Here is a 19,320-nt window from a genome sequence, read left to right on the forward strand (position 1 = left end):
ATTTGACATTGTGCACGCTGTTGAGTTCTCAAGGATCGGACGCACTCGACTTCAGGCCCAAATTAGGCTGTCGCTTCGAGGCAACTTGTATAACTTAGCTGCCCGGCCAATTCCTGTCAAATCACGGAAAAGCAGCCAATTCCAGCCCGCCGAAGCGACCCGAACCACCACCCACCAGACCAAACACGCAGCCGGAGAAAGTTACAATCTTAGGCCTCCCCCACACCCACCTGAAACAGGAACAAGCATGAGACGAAGCTAAAAACTTTGGTTCCACATGAGGCCGGGAAGCTCTGCGGCTTTCCGCACCTGTGGGGTACGTTTGAATACATTACGGTCCCCNTCGCCCGGGCGTGTCACACCCCGAAAGACAGAACAACCAGGCAGCATCCGTCACTGAATCAGACCCTGAATCAGGCCCTGAATCAGACGACGAAGACGCCGGCCAGGGTCTTCTTCCCGCGGCGCAGCACGGCCACTCCCCCGGGAAGCACGGCACCCTCGATGGTCTGGTCGTCGGCCAGCACCTTCACGTTGTTGAGGTAGACCCCACCCTGGCTGATGGCACGGCGCGCTTCGCTCAGACTCATGCTGAGTCCGGTGTCGACCAACAGCTGAACCACAGGGGCGTGCGGTGCGGTCGTCGTGTTGGGAAGTTCCCGCAGGGCAGCTTCGAGGGTGGCCTCGTCGAGATCGGACAGCTCGCCCTGACCGAAGAGGGCGTGCGCGGCCTGGATGGCAGCATCCGTTGCGGCCCTGCCGTGAACGAGGCTCGTCACCGACACAGCGAGCGTGCGCTGGGCGAGGCGTTTGAACGGTTCCGTCGCCACGGCCTCCTCGAGTTCCGCGATGTCGGCCCGGGTCAGGAAGGTGAACACCTTGAGCCGGTTGATGACGTCGGCATCGTCGGTGTTGAGCCAGAACTGATAAAACGCGTACGGGCTGGTGAGGGTGGGGTCCAGCCACACCGCGTTGCCCTCGCTCTTGCCGAACTTGGTGCCGTCACTGTTGGTGATCAGCGGGGTGCCGATGGCGTGGGCACCCTCCCCCTCCGCCTTGCGGATGAGGTCGATGCCGCTGGTGAGGTTGCCCCACTGGTCGCTGCCTCCGGTTTGCAGCACGCAGCCGTACGTGCGGAACAGCTCGAGGAAGTCCATCCCCTGCAGCACCTGGTAGCTGAACTCGGTGTAGCTGATGCCGGCGTCGGAATTCAGCCGGGCGCTGACGGCATCCTTTTTGAGCATGCTGCCGACCCGGAAGTATTTGCCGATGTCGCGCAGGAAGTCGATGGCGCTGAGTGGGGCGGTCCAGTCGAGGTTGTTCACCAGGGTGACGGCGTTGTCACCCTCCGAGCTCAGAAAGCGCGAGACCTGGGCCTGGAGGTAGCCCACCCACTGGCCGACGACATCCCGGGAGTTCAGGGTGCGCTCGGCTGTGGGGCGCGGATCGCCGATCAGGCCGGTGGACCCGCCGACCAGGCCGAGGGGCTTGTGGCCGGCCAGCTGCAGCCGGCGCATGAGCAGCAGCTGCACGAGGTTACCGAGGTGCAGGCTCGGGGCGGTCGGGTCGAAGCCGCAGTAGAACGTGACCGGCGGCCCAGCGAGCAGCTCGCGCAGTTCACCGGTGTCGGTGGACACCTGAACCAGGCCTCGCCAGGAGATCTCCTCCCAGACGTCGTCAAAGGTCGGGTCGTTGGCTTGCAGGGCGAGGATGGCTGGATCTGACACGAGTCAAGGTTACCAGCGCCCGTCTCACTGCCCAGGGGTTCATGGCCCGACCTTGATCGACGCATATTAAGTCTAGAAGCTGAATGAGAGTATATTCAGCTTGGAAGCTTTAGATCAGTCCACCAGCTCCGTCGGAGGTCCTGCCCATGTTCGTCATCACAGCCGACCAGATCGGCAGCCGCAACGATCGCGATCGAGCGGGCGAGATGATCGCTGAACTCGTGGCCGCGTTCGGCCCGGCGTTCACGCTGCCGCCCGACCAAACGGCCGGCGACGAGATCCAGCTGCTGCTGCCCGATGCGGGCACGAGCCTCGCCGCGGTTCTCGCGCTGCATCGCTCCGGCCACTGGAGCATCGGGCTCGGCATCGGCGATCTGCGCACTCCCCTGGCGGAGACGACCCGGCAGGCCTCCGGCGGCGCGTTCGTCGCGGCCCGGGCGGCCGTGACGCGGGCGAAGAAGGCCGAGGCCCGGTTCAGCCTCGAGTCCGACCCGGCGATCGACCGTGCCGTGGCCGACCCGGCTGGTGATGGTGATCGTCCTGCCGCCCCTGCCTCCGGTCGCGCCGCCCCGTTGCTTGACACCGACGCGGTGGAGGCGCTGATCACCACCCTGCTGCTGCTGCGCCAGCGTCGCTCCCCGGAGGGCTGGGCGGCCATCGACCTGCTGGTGAGCGGGATGTCCCAGGTGGAGATCGCCGCCGAACTCGGCATTTCCCCCGCGGCCGTCAGCCAGCGCATCCGAAACGCCCTCTGGAGGGTCGACCAGTCCGCCCAGCCCGCACTGGTTAGGCTGCTGGAGAACCTCGAGCACGCCGCGACCGAAACGGACCCCTCCACATGATCTCCTCGTCCTTCCCGATCGTGGCCTACCTCTACTGGATGACGCTCCTGGTCGTCACCTCCGGCTCGCTGGTCTTCGCCATCCTCGCGTTCCGACGCCAGAGGCTGCAGTTCGCCGCGATCGCCGCCGGCGCCCTCGCGGCGGCACTCATGATCGCCGCGCTCCCCTCCCCCGGCGGTGCGACCGTGTCGGGCGTGCTCCTCGGCATGCTGGCCCTCGGCCTCGCCGTGGTCGGCGGCGGCCCGGCGGCGCTGCTCGCGCTGCGGCTGGCCACGAACAACTCGGTCCCCCAGGGTCAGCACGGCGGAATCCTGGTCGAGAACGGCGCCCCGGTTGCGCCCATTGCACCGGAGCCGGCTCCGACAGATGCGCCCGCTGCCGCCGGCACGGAAGACGCTCCCGGTGCGCCCGGTGCACACGGTGCTCGGGGTGCTTTCGTGCACGAGGTGCTGCGCGGCGGCTTGATGATCGGCATCCTGGAGCGCCTGGCCGTGGCCGGGGCGATCCTGGCCGGTTTCCCGGAGGCCATCGCGGTTGTCGTGGCGATCAAGGGTGTCGGCCGGTTCACCGAGCTGGCCACTGCCGAGGCCCGCGAGCGGTTCATCATCGGCACCCTGGCCAGCCTGATCTGGGCGTGCGCGTGCGCCGCCCTGGTGCAGATCGCCCTGACGTAGTGGGCATCACGGGTGCAGCTCCGTGCCCGGCGTCGAACGGGGCGGAAGTACCAGGGCCGAGTCCGAGGACATCCGTGGCCACCAGTTGCACGTAACTGCGGAGAGTTTCGCGACATGCCGCTCCGGCCAGCCAGCAGAACCGGCGATTCCCGAAAATCTCCGCGACACCGTGACGACGGATGCCGCGGCGCGGCCCGGCGACGGCCCGAGCCTAGAGAGGTCCCTGCGGAGCGCCTAGCTTCGGGTGCCGGCGGTACGGCGACACCGACGCGTCGCCCGGGATCCAGAATCGCCACGGATACTCCGCTCCTCCACCGGCGCCGCCCACCCCGGTGCGGGGTCCACTGCAAAAAGCGACCGGTTCGGGAGGCAGGGTCAACGCGAACGGTGCCTGACCGAGGTCCGCGCCGTCGTCTCCCAGTCCGATGCCGAGCGCCAGCGTGAGCCGAGCGGGGCCGCGCGCGAGGTCGCGGTCACTGCGTGAGGTGGGGCGGCGCATCCGTGCCGAGGCTTCACCGTCGATGACCTCGCCGGCGCGAAGCAGCACGGCCGAGGCCTCGCCGTCCGGCGAGCAGACGATGTTCGCGCAGACATGCATGCCATAGCTGAAGTACGCGTAGAGGTGACCGCTCGGGCCGAACATCGAGGCGTTGCGCCGGGTCTGGCCTCGGAAGGCGTGCGAGCCGGGATCAATGCCCACGCCGAGGTAGGCCTCCACTTCGGTGATGCGCAGTCGGACCCCGGCCCGGCTGAGCACCGCGCCCAGCAGCAGTGGCGCGACCTCAACCGCCGGTCGCGCCAGAATGCCGTCTTCGAGGGTCACATGCCGAGCGCAGTCGCCAGTGCGCGCACCCGGGTGACAAGCACCGCGCGCTGCTCGGCCACGCGCACCGGGGCGGTGCCGCCCTGGCCGTCGCGGCGGGACACCGAACCGGTGATGGTGAGCACCTCACGCACGTCCGGCGTGAGGTGCGGCGACAGCGCGAGCAGCGCGGCATCGTCGACTTCGTGCAGGTCGAGCCCGTTCTGCTCCGCGTACTTCACCAGAGAGCCGGTGATCTCGTGCGCGTCGCGGAACGTGACCTGCTGCTTGACGAGCCACTCGGCGACGTCGGTGGCCAGGGAGAATCCCTGGGGGGCGAGCTCGGCCATCCGTTCGGTGTGGAAGGTCAGGGTCGCGATCATTCCGCTGAAGGCCGGCAGCAGCACCTCGAGCGTCTCGATCGAGTCGAAGACGGGTTCCTTGTCTTCCTGCAGGTCGCGGTTGTAGGCGAGCGGCAGCCCTTTGAGCGTGGTCAGCAGCCCGGTCAGGTTGCCGATCAGGCGTCCCGACTTGCCGCGGGCCAGCTCGGCGATGTCCGGGTTCTTCTTCTGCGGCATGATCGACGACCCGGTCGAGTAAGAGTCGTCGAGGGTGACGAAGCCGAACTCACGAGTGTTCCAGAGGATGATCTCCTCGGCCAGGCGGGACAGGTCGATACCGATCTGCGCGGTGATGTAGGCGAACTCGGCGACCAGGTCGCGGCTCGCGGTGCCGTCGATCGAGTTCTCGACCACGGCGCCGAAGCCGAGGTCGGCCGCCACCAGGTTGGCGTCGAGACCGAGCGTGTTGCCGGCCAGGGCCCCCGACCCGTACGGCGAGAAGTCGGCGCGCCTGTTCCAGTCGGTGATGCGCTCGAGGTCGCGCACGAGCGGCCAGCAGTGCGCGTACAGGTGGTGGGCGAGCAGCACCGGCTGGGCGTGTTGCAAATGCGTGCGGCCCGGCATGATGGCGTCGTCGTTCGCCTCGGCCTGCGACGCCAGCGCGTCGATCAGGTCGATCACGTGGGCGGCGATCCCCTGCGCCTTGTCGCGCAGCAGCATCCGTACCAGGGTTGCGACCTGGTCGTTGCGGCTGCGGCCGGCGCGCAGCTTGCCGCCGAGTTCGACGCCGACGATGTCGATCAGGCCGCGTTCCAGCGACGAGTGCACGTCTTCGTCGGATTCCGCGGGCCGGAAGCTCTGATCGAGGACCGCCTGCATCAGGGTGTCGAGGCCGGCGATCATGGCGACGAGTTCCGGGTCGGTCAGGTAACCGGCCGCGGCCAGGGCCCGCGCGTGTGCCTGGGAGCCGCGGATGTCATAGGGAGCCAGCGGCCAGTCGAACTGGGTCGACTTGCTCAGTCTCGCCAGTTCCGGCGACGGTCCCCCGGCGAAGCGGCCGCCCCAGAGGGCGCCCGCCTTTCCGGCGCGGTTCTCGGTCGTGCCCTTGTCGCCAGCCACGTCAGTCCTACTTGCCGGCGAGGTCGCGGCGGGCCGAGATCTTGCTCGGCAGCGACCACAGCTCGATGAAGCCCTTGGCCATGGACTGGTCGAAGGTGTCACCGGTGTCGTAGGTGGCGAGGTTGAAGTCGTAGAGGCTCTTCGTCGACTTCCGGCCGGTGACGACGGCGGTGCCGGCGTGCATCTTCAGCCGGATGTCGCCGGTCACGTGCTTCTGCGTCTCATCGATGAACACGTCGAGGGCGCGCTTCAGACCGGAGAACCAGAGGCCGTCGTAGACGAGTTCCGCCCACTTAGACTCGACCGAGCGCTTGTAGCGGGCCAGGTCGCGCTCCACGGTCATGTTCTCGAGCTCTTCGTGCGCGGCGATCAGGGCGATGCCGGCGGGGGCCTCGTAGACCTCGCGGCTCTTGATGCCGACGAGGCGGTCCTCGACGATGTCAATCCGGCCGACGCCCTGGTTTCCGGCGAGGAGGTTCATCATTTCGATGGCCTGCAGCGGGGTCACGGCGACACCGTCGATCGCGACGGGCACACCCTGGTCGAAGCTGATGACGACCTCGGTGGGTTCGCGGGTCACGGCCGGGTCCTGCGTGTAGGTGTAGAGGTCCTCGATCGGGGCGTTCCACGGGTCTTCGAGGAAACCGGTCTCGACCGCCCGGCCGTAGACGTTCTGGTCGATCGAGTAGGGGCTCTTCTTCGACTGCGCGATGGGCAGGTTGTGCAGGGCAGCGTATTCGATGGCCTTGTCGCGGGTGAGGGCGAAGTCGCGCACCGGGGCGAGCGACGTGAGCTCGGGGGCGAGGGCGGCGACGGCGGCCTCGAAGCGCACCTGGTCGTTGCCCTTGCCTGTGCAGCCGTGCGCGACGCTGTTCGCGCCGAGCTCCTTGGCCGTTGAGGCCAGGTACTTGGCGATCAGCGGGCGGCTGAGCGCGGAGACGAGCGGGTAACGCTTCTGGTAGAGCGCGTTGGCCTTGAGGGCCGGCACGACGTAGTCGCTGGCGAACTCGTCCTTCGCGTCGACGACGATGGACTCCACGGCGCCGCAGTCTAGGGCGCGCTGGCGGATGACGTCCATATCCTCGCCGCTCTGTCCCACGTCGATGGCGAGGGCCACGACCTCTTTGCCGGTCGCATCCTTCAGCCAGCCGATGCCGACCGAGGTGTCGAGTCCGCCCGAATATGCCAGCACAACGCGTTCAGCCATGGTTCTCCCTATATATAGATCTGTTCAAGTTTACGGATACACGGCCACGCCCGAGAGTGGCCGTTCCGGTCGAGAGTGACCGCTCTACCGGGCACTCTCGACCGGAACGGGCACTATACGCGGGGGTTTTGGGCGAGCAGCCAGACGAGCAGCGCCTTCTGGGCGTGTAGGCGGTTCTCCGCCTCGTCCCAAATGATGCTCTGCGTGCCGTCGATCACGTCGGCGTCGACCTCATACCCGCGGTCGGCGGGCAGGCAGTGCATGAAGTGCGCGTCGGGCTTGGCGAGGGCCATCATGGCCGCGTCCACCCGGTAGCGGCCGAGGTCGCTGAGGCGGGTCGCCTTCTCCTCTTCCTTGCCCATCGACACCCAGGTGTCGGTGATGACCACGTCGACGTCGGCGACGGCGGCGAGCGGGTCGGTGAAGAGCTCGACGGAGCCGCCTGTGTGCAGGGCGATGGCCGCGGCATCCGCGACGACCGCGTCGGTGGGCGTGTAGCCGGCCGGGGAGGCGATGCGCACGTGCATGCCCGCGGTCGCGCCGGCGAGCAGGTAGGACTGACCCATGTTGCAGGCGCCGTCGCCGACGAACACGAGCGTCTGGCCGGCGAGGTCGCCGCGGTGCTCGCGGATGGTGAGCAGGTCGGCGAGCAGCTGGCAGGGGTGGAAGTCGTCGGAGAGGGCGTTGACGACGGGCACCGTGGTACCGAGGGCCATCTCCTCGAGTCCGGCCTGACCGTAGGTGCGCCAGACGATCGCGGCCACTTGGCGTTCGAGCACACGGGCCGTGTCGGAGGCGGTTTCCTTGCCGCCGAGCTGGCTGTTCGCGGTGCTGATGATCAGCGGGCTGCCACCGAGGTCGGCGATTCCCACGGCGAAGGAGACCCGGGTGCGGGTCGAGGACTTGTCGAAGATGACGGCCACGGTCTGCGGGCCGGCCAGGGGTTTGGCCGCGAATCGGTCGCGCTTCAGCTCCAGGGCAAGGTCGAGGATCTCGGCCTGTTCGGCCGGTGAGATATCGTCGTCGCGCAGGAAATGGCGGGTCACGGAGTCACTTTCACTGTCAGGAATAGATTGTTCAACTCTAGAGGCTGGCCAGAGCGCGCCCGAATCGGCGCTCGAAATCGGCCAGTTCGGCGTCGCCGACGATGAGGGGTGGAGCCAGACGGATGGTGGACTCGTTCGCGGCGTTCACGATCAGGCCGTTGCTCTGGGCCGCGGCGGCCAGGCGCAGGGCGACCGGTTCGGTCAGACCGACCCCGAGCAGGAGTCCGCGGCCGCGCACCTCGCCGATCAGCGCGGAGTCGAATCCGGCGAGGATCTCCCGCAGCTGCTCGCCGCGCCGCGCCGCATTGGCGACCAGTCCCTCGGACTCAATGGTGCCGAGCACCGCGTTCGCGGTGGCCGTGACGAGCGGGTTGCCGGCGTAGGTCGAGCCGTGCTGACCGCGCTGGAACAGCTCCGACGCGGCCCCGAAGGTGACCAGGGCGCCGATCGGCAAGCCGCCGCCGATCCCCTTCGCGAGCGTGAGGGCATCGGGCAGGATGCGCTCGTGCTGGTGGGCGAACCACTTGCCGGTGCGGCCGGCGCCGGTCTGCACCTCGTCGAGGATGAGTAGGACGCCGTGTCGGGTGCAGAGTTCTCTGGCACGCCGGAGGAACCCGTCCGGCAGGTCGATCACGCCGGCCTCACCCTGCACGGGCTCGAGGAAAAGGGCGGCGACGGTGTCGTCGATGGCGGCGTCGAGAGCCTCGAGCGTGGCGTGGATGTGCTCGACCCCGCCGGGCACGGGCAGGAACGGCTCACGCATGGACGGCTTGCCGGAGAGGGCGAGCGCACCCATGGTGCGACCGTGGAACGAGTCGTGCAGGGAGAGGATGCGGGTGCGGTGGCCGCCGGCGGTGTTCAGTCGGGCCAGCTTGAACGCCGCCTCGTTGGCCTCGGCGCCGGAGTTGCAGAAGTAGACCCGGCCGGCGCGGCCCGCACCGGTGATGCGCTTCAGCCGTTCGGCCAGTTCCAGTTGCGGCGGCGACGCGAAGTAGTTGGAGACGTGGGCGAGCCGGCCGGCCTGGTCGGTGACGGCCGCGACGAGGGCCGGATGCGCGTGGCCGAGCGAGTTCACGGCGATTCCAGCGAGGAAGTCGAGGTACTCGGTGCCCTCGTCGTCCCAGACGTAGCAGCCGTCGCCGCGCACGAGCATCGCCAGCGGCGGTGCGATCGTGCGCATCAGGGCGTCGTTGAAACGCTCGCGCCAATCGTGGGTTCCGGAGTCGGCCATCTGCTCAGTGCTCGATTCTGTGTGCGTAGCGCTCATGCCGGGACCACTTCGGTTCCGATCCCGCTGCCGGTGAAGACCTCGAGCAGGATCGAGTGCGGCACGCGGCCGTCGATGATGGCCGCCTTCGCGACCCCGCCCTCGACAGCGTCGAGGCAGGCCGTCATCTTGGGGATCATCCCCGACTCGAGCCCCGGAAGCAGGGAGCGGAGCGAGTCCACGTCGATGACCGACACCAGCGAGTCGCGGTTGGGCCAGTCGCTGTACAGCCCGGCAACATCAGTCAGGATGACCAGTTTGGCGGCGCCGAGGGCGACCGCGAGGGCCGCGGCGGCGGCGTCGGCGTTGATGTTCAGGGACTGGCCCGGGACATCCGTGTCGGGTGCGATCGAGGAGACGACCGGGATGCGGCCGGCGGCGAGCTGGGCGTGCACGGCCGCGGGGTCGACGCCGATCACGTCGCCGACCAGCCCGAGGTCGACCTCCTCGCCGTCGATGACGGTGCCGCGCCGGCGGCCCTGGAACAGCCCGGCGTCCTCGCCGGAAAGCCCGGCCGACAGGGGGCCGTGCTGGTTGATGCGGCTGACCAGCTCGCGGTTGATCTGGCCGGTGAGCACCATGCGCACCACGTCCATCGCCTCGGGCGTGGTCACCCGGTAGCCGCCGCGGAACTCGCTCTCGATGCCGAGCCGGTCGAGCATCGCCGAAATCTGCGGGCCGCCGCCGTGCACGACGACCGGGCGGATGCCGGCGTAGCGCAGGTAGACCATGTCCTCGGCGAACGCGCGCTGCAGTTCCTCGCTGACCATGGCGTTGCCGCCGAACTTAACCACGATGATCTGGTCGTGGAACCGCTTGAGCCAGGGCAGCGACTCGATCAGCGTGGCAGCCTTGACGGCCGCCTCCGCCCGGCTGTTCGTCTCGTCACCGGTGGTTGCCCCGTCGCCTGCGTTCTTCAGGATCAGACTCAACTCGAGTACGCGCTGTTCTCTTCGACGTAGGCGTGGGTGAGGTCGTTGGTCCAGATTGTGGCCGTCTCGGTTCCCTCGTGCAGGTCGATCAGCACGGAGACCGAGCGGGGGGTCAAGTCGACGAGCTCGCGCGGCTGGTCGGGCTCCCCCGCGGTGCAGACCTGCACACCATTGATGGAGACGTCGATGCCGTAGGGGTCGAAGGCGGCGTCGGTCGTGCCGACCGCGGCGAGCACGCGGCCCCAGTTCGGGTCGTTGCCGAAGATGGCGGTCTTGAACAGGTTGCTGCGGGAGACGGCGCGGGCGACCGTGACGGCGTCAGTCTCGGTGCCGGCGTTCCGCACCGTGATGGCCACGTCGTGGGCGGACCCCTCGGCGTCGGCCTGCAGCTGCAGGGTGAGGTCCTGGCAGATGGCGATCAGGGCATCCGTGAACTCGGCCAGGTCGGCGGTGACCCCGCTCGCGCCGGAGCCGAGGAGGGTGACGGTGTCGTTGGTCGACATGCAGCCGTCGGAGTCGAGGCGGTCGAACGTGACCCGGGTTGCCTGGCGGAGGGCCACGTCGAGTTGCTCGGAGTCGAGCACGGCGTCGGTGGTCAGCACCACGAGCATGGTGGCCAGGCCGGGTGCGAGCATGCCGGCGCCCTTGGCCATGCCGCCGATGATCCAGCCGGCGTCGGCCACGAGCATGGTCTGCTTGGGCGTCGTGTCGGTGGTCATGATCGCCTGTGCCGCGGCGAGGCCGGCGGCGTCGGAGGTGGCCGTCTCACCCTGCAAAGCGAGGGTGGCATCCCAGACGCCGGCGGTGATCTTGCCCAGGTCGAGCTGCTCGCCGATCAGGCCGGTGGAGCAGACCAGCACCTCGCCGGCGGAGATCGCCAGGCGGTCGGCGATGGCCTCGGCCGTGGCGTGCGTGGTCTGGAAGCCGATGCTGCCGGTGTAGCAGTTCGCGCCGCCCGAGTTGAGCACGATGGCCTTGACCCGGCCGGTCTTCATGACCTGCTCGCTCCAGAGAACGGGGTTCGCCTTGCAGCGGTTGCTGGTGAAGACGCTGGCCGCGCTGGTGAGCGGGCCGAGGTTCTGCACGACGGCGAGGTCGAGCCCGCCGGAATGCTTCAGACCGGCGGCGACGCCGGCGGCGGCGAACCCGGAGGGGGCGGTGACACTCATGGGGCGACTCCATTCGTGCAAAGGCCCGCGGTTTCGGGCAGTCCCAGGGCCAGGTTGGCGGACTGGATGGCGGCACCGGCGGTGCCTTTGGTGAGATTGTCGACGGCGGTGATCGTCACGACGCGGCCCACGGCCTCGTCGACGGCGAGGCCGATCAGGGCGGTATTGGCACCGAGCACGTCGGCCGTGCGCGGGAACCGACCCTCGGGCAGCACGTGCACGAACGGCTCGTCGGCGTAGGCCTGCTCCCAGGCGGCGCGCACCGCGGCCGCGGAGGTGCCGGGCACGAGGCGGGCCGTGGCGGTGCAGAGGATGCCGCGACTCATCGGCACGATCACCGGTGTGAACGAGATGGTCGATTTCGCAGCCCCCGCCCAGCGCAGGCTCTGCTGGATCTCGGGGATGTGGCGGTGCACACCGCCCACCGCGTAGGGGTTCGCGGAGCCGAGGATCTCGCCGGCGAGGTTCGGCAGCTTCAGACTCTTGCCCGCGCCGGAGGGTCCGACCGCGAGCACCGCGACCAGGTCTTCGGGCTCGATCACGCTGGCACGGATGCCCGGCGCCAGCGCCAGCGCCACCGTGCTCGCGTTGCAGCCGGGAGCGGCGATGCGGCGGGAGCCGGCCAGCCGGGAGCGTTGCGTGCCGCCCGCCACGGGAAGCTCGGGCACACCGTAGGCCCAGGCGCCGAAGTAGTCCCCGCCGTAGAACGCCGCCCAGTCGGATGCGCTCTCGAGCCGGTGGTCGGCGCCGCAGTCCACGACGAGCGTGTCAGCCGGCAGGTGCGCGGTCAGGGCACCGGATGCCCCATGCGGCAGGGCGAGGAACACCACGTCGTGCCCGGCGAGGGTTTCGGGCGTGGTGTCGACCAGGGTGAGGTGTGCGAGCGAGCGCAGGTGCGGCTGAACGTCGATCAGACGCTGGCCCGCATTGCTGTGCGCCGTGACCGTGCGCACCGCGAAGTCGGGGTGCCCGGCCAGCAGACGCAACAATTCACCACCCGCGTAGCCACTCGCACCTGCCACCGCCACCGAAAAAGACATGTTCCCAACCTAGCGCGCCGCCCCGCGCGCCGAGAATCGCCGTTTGCGCCGATAATCGCCGCGTACGCGGCGATTATCGGCAGAACGGGCGACTCTCGGCGGGAGACGAGCTGGCGCCGGTGAGCGCTACTCGCGGAGGGTGGCCCCGAAGCGGGCGGCCGCCACCGCGACGCCGGCGAGCTTGGCGTCGCTGGCCTCCGCGGCGGTGAGGGTGCGGTCCGGCGCCCGGAACCGCAGCGCGAACGTCAGCGACTTACGTCCGGTCACCACACCCGTGCCGCGGTAGTCGTCGACGAGCTCGGCGTGGTCGAGCAGCGGACCGCAGCCCTCGAGCAGCGTGCGGAGCACGTCCCCGGCCGGCACGCCGGCGTCCACCACGAGGGACAGGTCCTGCGTGGCGGCCGGCATTGTGGCGATCGGGGTGGCGCGCAGCTCGGCCCCGGCCTCCGCGAACACGGCGGTGAGGTCGATCTCGGCGACGGCGACGACCGCGGGCAGGTCCGCGCCGCGGGCGATGCTGGGGAGAAGTTCGCCGGCGTAGCCGACCGAGGTGGCGCCGGCATCCGTCGTCACGAACAGCTCGGCGGTGCGGCCGGGATGCAGGGCCTGGTGCGAACCCTGGCGAACGGTGATCGGCACGCCGGCGGCCAGCGCGACCTGCTGCACGGCGGCGAGGGCGTGCCGCCAGCTGGCGGCCACGGGGGGTTGCCCCGGCTGGGGCCGCACCACGGCGCCGGTCAGCACGACCGCCACCGACAGGGGCTGCGGCGGGATGCCGGCGTTCAGCTCGGCCTCCAGCTGTGCACTCGGCCGCACCGCGCCGGGTGGCACGACGTCACCGCCGTAACGGATGCCCGCCACCGGCCGGAACACCAGGCCCAGTTCGAAGACGGCCAGGTCGACGATCCCACGCGAACGGTTGCGGTGTGCGATCTGGAGCAGGCCCGGCAGGATCGAGGTGCGCAGGAACGGCGCCTCCCCGTCGAGCGGGTTCGCGACCCGGATCTGCGGCACTTTCGGGCCGACGGGCAGCCCGAACGAGTTGTTCGACTTCTCCGCCACGAACGGGTACGCGAGCACCTCGGTGTGACCGGTGGCTGCGAGGGTCTGCGCGACCTGGCGGCGCAGGGTCTGCGCGTGGGTGAGGCCGCGCCCGGGCGGGGCGACGGGCAGCACCGAGGGGATCCGGTCGTAGCCGACGATGCGGGCGACCTCCTCGGCCAGGGTCCACTTGTCGGTCAGGTCGGGGCGCCAGCTCGGCGCGGTGACGCTCAGCCCGGTCTGGGTCTCCTCGAGCGAGGCGCCGATCTCGGCCAGGGAGGAGCGCACCTCGTCCCGGGTGTACTCGAGGCCGATCAAGCCGGAGATGAAACCGGTCGGCAGGTATATCGGAGCGGTGTCGGGGGTGGCGTCGTGCAGGGAGCCGAGGCCGTCGGCCTCTCCCCCGGCGAGTTCGACCAGCAGCTGCACGACGCGCGCGGCGGCGACCGCGGCCACGGCCGGGTCCACCCCGCGCTCGAAACGGCGGGACGCCTCGCTCGGCAGCTTGTGCCGGCGGGCGGTGCGCGCGATCGACACCGGGTCGAAGTTCGCCGCCTCGATCAGCACATTCGTGGTCGCGGAGCCGATCTCGGTGCTCTGGCCACCCATCACACCGGCCAGGCCGATCGGCCCGGACTCGTCGGTGATCAGCAGGTCTTCGGCGTTCAGGGTGCGAGTGACGTCGTCGAGGGTGGTGAACTTCTCGCCCGGCTCTGCACGTCGCACGGTGATGCCGCCGGTCAGCTTGTCCAGGTCGTAGCCGTGGATCGGCTGGCCGAGCTCGATCATCACATAGTTGGTGACGTCGACGATCAGCGAGATCGAACGGATGCCGGCAAGCTTCAGCCGGGCGATCAACCAGGCCGGCGACGGCCGGGTGGGGTCCACGCCGCGCACCGCGCGGGTGACGAACACGCTCGCGCCGACGCGACCGCGGACCGGTGCCGCATCGTGGATCGAAACCGGGAAGGCGACCGTGGACGCGTCCGCCGTCAGGGCGAGTGCCGGGTCGCGGAAGGCCGCCCCCGTGGCGTGCGCATACTCGCGGGCGACGCCGCGGATCGAGAAGGCGTAGCCCCGGTCGGGCGTGACGTTGATCTCGACGGCGGTGTCGTCCAGACCCAGCAGGCTGATCGCATCCGTGCCGATCTCGGGGTCGAGCCCGAGGCTGCCGAGCACGAGGATGCCGTCGTGCTCGTCGCCGAGGCCGAGTTCGCGGGCCGAGGCGATCATGCCGTCGGACACGTGGCCGTAGGTCTTGCGCGGTGCGATCGGGAACGGGCCGGGGAGTACGGCGCCGGGCAGGGTCACGACGACCTTGTCACCGACGACAAAGTTGTGGGCGCCGCAGACGATGCCGTGCACGGCCGGGCCGCCATCCGCCGCGAGCTCGCCGTCAGGGGCGACGCGCACCTGGCACCAGTTGATGGTCTTGCCGTTGGTCTGCTCTTCGCCGACGAGCTCGAGCACCTGGCCGACCACGATTGGCCCGGTCAGCTCGAAGCGGTGGATTTCCTCCTCTTCGAGTCCCACGCTGACCAGGGCGGCGTGCACGTCTTCGGGTGTGGTGCCCGGGGCCAGGTCGACGAACTCGCCCAGCCAGCTCAGTGGAACGCGCATCAGACGGACATCCCGTACTGCTGGCTGAACCGGACGTCGCCTTCGACCATGTCGTGCATATCCTTCACATCATTTCGGAACATCAGTGCCCGTTCGACGCCGACGCCGAACGCGAATCCGGAATAGACCTCCGGGTCGATCCCGGCGGAACGCAGCACATTGGCGTTGACCATGCCGCAGCCGCCCCACTCGATCCAGCGGGCGCCGTCCTTGAAGGTCGGGTGCCACAGATCGAGTTCGGCGCTCGGCTCGGTGAACGGGAAGTAGTTGGGGCGGAGGCGCACCTTGGCCTCGGGGCCGAACATAGCCTTCACGAAGTGGTCCAGGGTGCCGCGCAGGTGCGCCATGGTCAGACCCTTGTCGACGGCGATGCCCTCGATCTGGTGGAACACGGGCGTGTGCGTGGCGTCGAGCTCGTCGGTGCGGAATACCCGGCCGGGCGCGACGACGTACACGGGCAGCTCGCGGGACAGCAGGGCGCGCAGCTGCACGGGCGAGGTGTGGGTGCGCAGCACCAGGTGCGCCTCGGGCGGGTCGATGAAGAAGGTGTCCTGCATGGCGCGGGCCGGGTGGTCCTCGTCGAAGTTGAGCGCGTCGAAGTTGAACCACTCGCTCTCGAGCTCGGGGCCCTCGGCGACCTCCCAGCCCATGCCGACGAAGACGTCCGCGACACGTTCCTGCAACAGGGTGAGCGGATGCCGTGCCCCTGGGTTCCAGGCGGACGCCGCCGCGGTCACGTCGACCGTTTCGGCGGCGAGCTGGGCGGTGGCCTCAGCCTCGGTGATCGCTGCCTCGCGGGCCGTGAACGCCTGCGCCACGGCACCTCGGGCCTGGCCGAGGAGCTTGCCGGCGGCGGCCTTCTGGTTGCCGGGCACACTGCGCATCAGGGCGTTCAGCCGGGCCAGCGGGGAGGCCTCGCCGGTGTGCTCGGTGCGCACGGTTTTCAGGGCCGCGGAGTCGTTCGCGGCGGCGATGGCGGCGAGAGCGGCGGCGACGGCCGCGCTCACGACTGGTTCGGAGATCTCACTGAGGTCAGGCACAAGGCCCAAGTTTAGTGGTGCTAGATTCCCCGGGCGCCCATCTGGTTGCCCAGGGCGGCGGGGTAGGTCACCTCGGGATCGAGGGGCTTCTCGGGCGGCGCGGTTGTCTCCGTGGTCACGCCGCCGGACTTGGAGCCGGTGCGACGGGCGATGATGCGGGCCAGCCAGGAGAGCAGCAGGTTCATCGTCAGGTAGATCGCGAACACGACGAGGAAGAAGGAGAACGAATAGCGGCTGCCGAAGAAGTTCGTCATCGAGGTGCCGCTGCGGAGCAGTTCCTCGTAGCCGACCACGAACGCGAGGGAGGTGTCCTTGAGGAGCACGACGAGCTGGGCGATGATGATCGGCAGCATCTGCCGGAACGCCTGGGGGAACTCGATCCGGAACCGGGTCGCCACGGGGGTGAGCCCGATGGCCAGCCCGGCCTCGCGCTGGCCGCGCGGCAGGCTCTTGATGCCGGCCCGCAGCGCCTCGCCGATGATCGCCCCGTTGTAGACGGAGAGGGCGGCGACGCCGGCCCAGAAGGAGCCGGTGGAGAAGACGAGGAGGATGAAGAGCATCATCAGCAGTACGGGCATCCCGCGCACGAATTCGAGCACGACCGTGGTCGGGATCCGAATCCATTTGGTGTCGGACACGCGTCCGAAGGAGAACAGCACGCCGAGCACCAGGGCGAATGCTGCGGCGACGCCGGCCATTCGCAGGGTGTTCAGGGCGCCACGGCCGAGGGTGCGCCAGACCTCGCGGTCGGCGAAGACATCCCACCGGGAGGCGTCCCAGAGGCCCGGCTGAACGGCGCCGTTGGCACTGGTCTTGGGGGCTCCCAGGGCGAGGATCAGCCAGACCAAGCCGGCGGCGATGATGAGGCCGGCCACCACGGAGAACAGGCGGGAACGGAAAACGGCCTTCGGGCCGGGAGCGTCATAGAGCACGGAAGTCATCGGAGAACCGCCACCTTCTTCTCGACCCGCCCGGCGATCAGGCCGAGCGAGATGGTGACCAGGAGGTAGAAGGCCGCGACGGCGAGCAGGATCGCGAGCACCTCGTCTCCGCGATCGTTGGTGACCTTGCGAGCGGCGCCGAAGAGTTCGAAGACGAAGAAGGCTCCGGCGACCGAGGTGTTCTTCGTCAGGGCGATGAACACGTTGATGAGCGGCGGGATGACCATGCGCACCGCTTGGGGCATGACCACGAAGGAGAGCGTCTGAGTGAAGGTCAGACCTACGCTGCGGGCGGCCTCGGCCTGACCCACGTGCACACCGTTGACGCCTGAGCGCAGCGCCTCGGCGACGAACGGCGAGGTGTAGACGGTGAGCCCGATCGTGGCGAGCACGAAGTAGCCCGGGCTGAACTGGAGGTAGGGCAGGATGTAGGCGCAGAAGAACAGCACCAGCGTGAGCGGGGTATTGCGCACGATCTCGGTATAGACCGTGGCGAATCCGCGCAGGGATGCGACGGGCGAGATGCGCATGGCAGCGACGATGATGCCGAGCAGGAGCGCTCCGGTGCCGGCCAGAAGCAGAAGGCCCAACGTATTTCTGAAGCCCTCCAGGAACAGGGGCAGGTTTTCGATGACTGCGTCCACAACTCACCTCCTCTTCTGTAGTGACTATCTGGGTGTCGTGCGGGTGGTGTCGTGCGGGCGATGAACGTGCGAGTGCAAGTAAAAAGAACCGGTCGGGGTGGCCGCTCGTGCGACCGCCCCGATCAGCGGGTGCTGCCGATGCTGACTAGTACCGGTTGACTGCCGGCGGCTCCGGGGTCTCGAGCACCGTGCCGGCAGTCGCTTCCCAGGCCTTCGCCCACGTACCGTCCTCGAAGGATTCTTCGAGCACATCGTTGATGAAGGTGCGGAATTCGGCGTCGTCCTTCTTCAGGCCGATGCCGTAGGGCTCCTCGGTGAAGGGGTTGTCGACGACTTCGAACTCACCGGCGTTCTGGTCGGCCAGGCCGGCCAGGATGACGTTGTCGGTGGTCACGGCGACGACCTCGCCGCTGCGGAGCGGGCCGAGGCAGTTGGAGTAGGTGTCGGTCGCGATCACGTTGTCGCTGTACGCGGCGATGTTCTTCTCCGACGTCGAGCCGCTGACGGTGCAGACGGGCTTTCCGGCGAGGTCTTCCGGGCCGGTGATCTTGTCGGGGTTGCCGGCGAGCACGAGCAGGTCCTGACCGGCCAGGTAGTACGGTCCGGCGAAGTCGACGACCTCCTTGCGGGTGTCGTTGATCGTGTAGGTCGCGACGACGACGTCAACCTGGCCGTTCTGGATGAAGGGCTCGCGGTTGGCCGACACGGTCTCGGTCCACTTGATCTTGTCGGCGGAGATACCGAGCTTGGCGGCGATGAGCTTGCCGATCTCGACGTCGAAGCCGACCGGATTGTTGTCCGGGCCCTTGAGGCCGAACAGCGGCTGATCGAACTTGGTGCCAATGGTGATCTCGCCGGCCTCGTTCAGCGCGGCCATGGTGGTGCCGGCTTCGAACTCGACCGTTTCCTCGACCGGTGCGGCCTCGGGCGTCTCGGCGGAATCGGTACATCCGCTCAGCGTGAGAACGCTCGCGAGGGCAATGGCCGAAATCATTAGACCTTTAGTGAGTCTCATGGTTATCTCCTGATTGCTGTGTAGTCCTGCACACCGGTTAGTGGGCAAGTATTTTGGAGAGGAAGTCTTTCGCTCTCGTGCTCTGGGGGTTCGTGAAGAACTGCTCGGGCGTGGTCTCCTCGACGATCTCGCCCTCGGCCATGAAGATGACCCGGTCGGCAGCACGGCGGGCGAAGCCCATCTCGTGCGTGACGACGATCATGGTCATGCCGTCGTTGGCGAGGTTGATCATGACTTCGAGCACCTCGTTGATCATCTCGGGGTCGAGCGCGCTGGTGGGCTCGTCAAGCAGGATGACCTTCGGGTCCATGGCGAGGGCCCGTGCGATCGCGACCCGCTGCTGCTGACCGCCGGAGAGCTGGGCAGGCATCTTCTTGGCCTGGTTGGCCACGCCGACGCGCTCGAGGAGCACCATGGCCTTCTTCTCGGCCTCGGCCTTGGACAGGCCGCGCACCTTGATCGGTCCGAGGGTGACGTTCTCCAGGACGGTCTTATGGGCGAACAGGTTGAACGCCTGGAAAACCATGCCGACGTCTGCACGCAGCTTGGCCAGTTCCTTGCCCTCGGCTGGGAGCTTGACGCCGTCGATGGTGATGACGCCCGCGTCAATGGTCTCGAGCCGGTTGATGGCCCGGCAGAGGGTGGACTTGCCCGAGCCACTCGGGCCGATCACCACCACGACCTCGCCGCGGTTGACTACGGCGTTGATTTTCTTCAGCACGTGAAGTTCACCGTAGTGCTTGTCCACGTCGCTGATCACGACGAGAGGCTCACCGCGCAACACCGTGATGTTGGACGTCGCCGGCGCAGATTCTGTAGGCTCCATGTCCCCCAACCTAGGCTAGAACAGGGA

17 protein-coding genes are annotated in these 19,320 nt (G+C 68.5%); 2 read left to right on the forward strand and 15 right to left on the reverse strand.

Going from position 1 to position 19,320, the window contains the following annotated elements; genetic code table 11:
* Positions 1-425: 425 nt before the first annotated feature.
* Positions 426-1,727: a tyrosine--tRNA ligase gene (tyrS, locus tag E3T28_RS00550; RefSeq protein ID WP_241979102.1), complete on the reverse strand. Its 1,302-nt coding sequence runs from the start codon at positions 1,725-1,727 to the stop codon at positions 426-428.
* A 146-nt stretch (positions 1,728-1,873) separates the two neighbouring features.
* Here tyrS and E3T28_RS00555 point away from each other — a divergent pair, with 146 nt between their 5' ends.
* Together E3T28_RS00555 and E3T28_RS00560 are read left to right on the forward strand one after the other, a co-directional pair.
* Positions 1,874-2,569 carry a winged helix-turn-helix transcriptional regulator gene (locus E3T28_RS00555; RefSeq protein ID WP_134426885.1) on the forward strand — a complete coding sequence of 232 codons (696 nt, stop codon included), beginning with the start codon at positions 1,874-1,876 and terminating at the stop codon, positions 2,567-2,569.
* Positions 2,566-3,243, forward strand: coding sequence for a hypothetical protein (locus tag E3T28_RS00560; protein WP_134426887.1), 678 nt, complete (start codon positions 2,566-2,568; stop codon positions 3,241-3,243). Before E3T28_RS00555 ends, E3T28_RS00560 begins: the two co-directional genes overlap by 4 nt.
* A 211-nt stretch (positions 3,244-3,454) precedes the next feature.
* Here E3T28_RS00560 and E3T28_RS00565 read toward each other — a convergent pair whose 3' ends face one another.
* From E3T28_RS00565 to E3T28_RS00630, 14 genes are all read right to left on the reverse strand, one after another.
* A complete protein-coding gene (locus E3T28_RS00565) occupies positions 3,455-4,066 on the reverse strand; it encodes a DNA-3-methyladenine glycosylase (protein ID WP_134426889.1) in 612 nt (203 codons plus the stop codon).
* Positions 4,063-5,505, reverse strand: a complete 1,443-nt coding sequence (gene argH / locus E3T28_RS00570) for an argininosuccinate lyase (protein WP_134426891.1) — start codon at positions 5,503-5,505, stop codon at positions 4,063-4,065. Before argH ends, E3T28_RS00565 begins: the two co-directional genes overlap by 4 nt.
* Before the next feature lie 7 nt (positions 5,506-5,512).
* Entirely contained in the window at positions 5,513-6,712 is a 1,200-nt protein-coding gene (locus E3T28_RS00575) for an argininosuccinate synthase (protein ID WP_134426893.1), read from the reverse strand.
* A gap of 113 nt (positions 6,713-6,825) precedes the next feature.
* On the reverse strand, positions 6,826-7,758 hold the full coding sequence (argF, locus tag E3T28_RS00580; RefSeq protein WP_134426895.1) for an ornithine carbamoyltransferase: 933 nt from the start codon (positions 7,756-7,758) through the stop codon (positions 6,826-6,828).
* Positions 7,759-7,795: 37 nt separating this feature from the next.
* Positions 7,796-9,025, reverse strand: a complete 1,230-nt coding sequence (locus E3T28_RS00585; protein WP_277613349.1) for an acetylornithine transaminase — start codon at positions 9,023-9,025, stop codon at positions 7,796-7,798.
* Positions 9,022-9,948 carry an acetylglutamate kinase gene (gene argB / locus E3T28_RS00590; RefSeq protein WP_241979114.1) on the reverse strand — a complete coding sequence of 309 codons (927 nt, stop codon included), beginning with the start codon at positions 9,946-9,948 and terminating at the stop codon, positions 9,022-9,024. Before argB ends, E3T28_RS00585 begins: the two co-directional genes overlap by 4 nt.
* 5 nt (positions 9,949-9,953) lie before the next feature.
* Positions 9,954-11,126 carry a bifunctional glutamate N-acetyltransferase/amino-acid acetyltransferase ArgJ gene (gene argJ, locus E3T28_RS00595; protein ID WP_134426897.1) on the reverse strand — a complete coding sequence of 391 codons (1,173 nt, stop codon included), beginning with the start codon at positions 11,124-11,126 and terminating at the stop codon, positions 9,954-9,956.
* Complete coding sequence (gene argC, locus E3T28_RS00600; RefSeq protein WP_134426898.1) at positions 11,123-12,166, reverse strand: N-acetyl-gamma-glutamyl-phosphate reductase; 1,044 nt, start codon at positions 12,164-12,166, stop codon at positions 11,123-11,125. Before argC ends, argJ begins: the two co-directional genes overlap by 4 nt.
* Before the next feature lie 126 nt (positions 12,167-12,292).
* Positions 12,293-14,827, reverse strand: coding sequence for a phenylalanine--tRNA ligase subunit beta (pheT, locus tag E3T28_RS00605; RefSeq protein WP_134426900.1), 2,535 nt, complete (start codon positions 14,825-14,827; stop codon positions 12,293-12,295).
* Complete coding sequence (gene pheS / locus E3T28_RS00610) at positions 14,827-15,867, reverse strand: phenylalanine--tRNA ligase subunit alpha (protein WP_134426902.1); 1,041 nt, start codon at positions 15,865-15,867, stop codon at positions 14,827-14,829. Before pheS ends, pheT begins: the two co-directional genes overlap by 1 nt.
* A gap of 20 nt (positions 15,868-15,887) precedes the next feature.
* A complete protein-coding gene (locus E3T28_RS00615; RefSeq protein ID WP_134426904.1) occupies positions 15,888-16,808 on the reverse strand; it encodes an amino acid ABC transporter permease in 921 nt (306 codons plus the stop codon).
* A complete protein-coding gene (locus E3T28_RS00620; protein ID WP_134426906.1) occupies positions 16,805-17,452 on the reverse strand; it encodes an amino acid ABC transporter permease in 648 nt (215 codons plus the stop codon). Before E3T28_RS00620 ends, E3T28_RS00615 begins: the two co-directional genes overlap by 4 nt.
* 145 nt (positions 17,453-17,597) lie before the next feature.
* Complete coding sequence (locus E3T28_RS00625; RefSeq protein WP_134426908.1) at positions 17,598-18,467, reverse strand: glutamate ABC transporter substrate-binding protein; 870 nt, start codon at positions 18,465-18,467, stop codon at positions 17,598-17,600.
* Between the two features lie 37 nt (positions 18,468-18,504).
* The gene (locus tag E3T28_RS00630; RefSeq protein ID WP_134426910.1) at positions 18,505-19,293 is read right to left on the reverse strand and encodes an amino acid ABC transporter ATP-binding protein; all 789 of its coding nucleotides are present in this window, start codon (positions 19,291-19,293) and stop codon (positions 18,505-18,507) included.
* Between the last annotated feature and the right edge of the window lie 27 nt (positions 19,294-19,320).

Origin of the sequence: Cryobacterium sinapicolor, from assembly GCF_004403465.1 — a bacterium.
Lineage (GTDB): Bacteria > Actinomycetota > Actinomycetes > Actinomycetales > Microbacteriaceae > Cryobacterium > Cryobacterium sinapicolor.

Excerpts from the sequence above, each read along its gene's own strand:
- E3T28_RS00555 (WP_134426885.1), top strand. The coding sequence starts at position 1,874 with ATGTTCGTCATCACAGCCGACCAGATCGGCAGCCGCAACGATCGCGAT.
- E3T28_RS00560 (WP_134426887.1), top strand. The coding sequence starts at position 2,566 with ATGATCTCCTCGTCCTTCCCGATCGTGGCCTACCTCTACTGGATGACG.
- E3T28_RS00575 (WP_134426893.1), bottom strand. The coding sequence starts at position 6,712 with ATGGCTGAACGCGTTGTGCTGGCATATTCGGGCGGACTCGACACCTCG.
- E3T28_RS00585 (WP_277613349.1), bottom strand. The coding sequence starts at position 9,025 with ATGAGCGCTACGCACACAGAATCGAGCACTGAGCAGATGGCCGACTCC.
- argJ (WP_134426897.1), bottom strand. The coding sequence starts at position 11,126 with ATGAGTGTCACCGCCCCCTCCGGGTTCGCCGCCGCCGGCGTCGCCGCC.
- argC (WP_134426898.1), bottom strand. The coding sequence starts at position 12,166 with ATGTCTTTTTCGGTGGCGGTGGCAGGTGCGAGTGGCTACGCGGGTGGT.
- pheT (WP_134426900.1), bottom strand. The coding sequence starts at position 14,827 with ATGCGCGTTCCACTGAGCTGGCTGGGCGAGTTCGTCGACCTGGCCCCG.
- E3T28_RS00615 (WP_134426904.1), bottom strand. The coding sequence starts at position 16,808 with ATGACTTCCGTGCTCTATGACGCTCCCGGCCCGAAGGCCGTTTTCCGT.
- E3T28_RS00625 (WP_134426908.1), bottom strand. The coding sequence starts at position 18,467 with ATGAGACTCACTAAAGGTCTAATGATTTCGGCCATTGCCCTCGCGAGC.
- E3T28_RS00630 (WP_134426910.1), bottom strand. The coding sequence starts at position 19,293 with ATGGAGCCTACAGAATCTGCGCCGGCGACGTCCAACATCACGGTGTTG.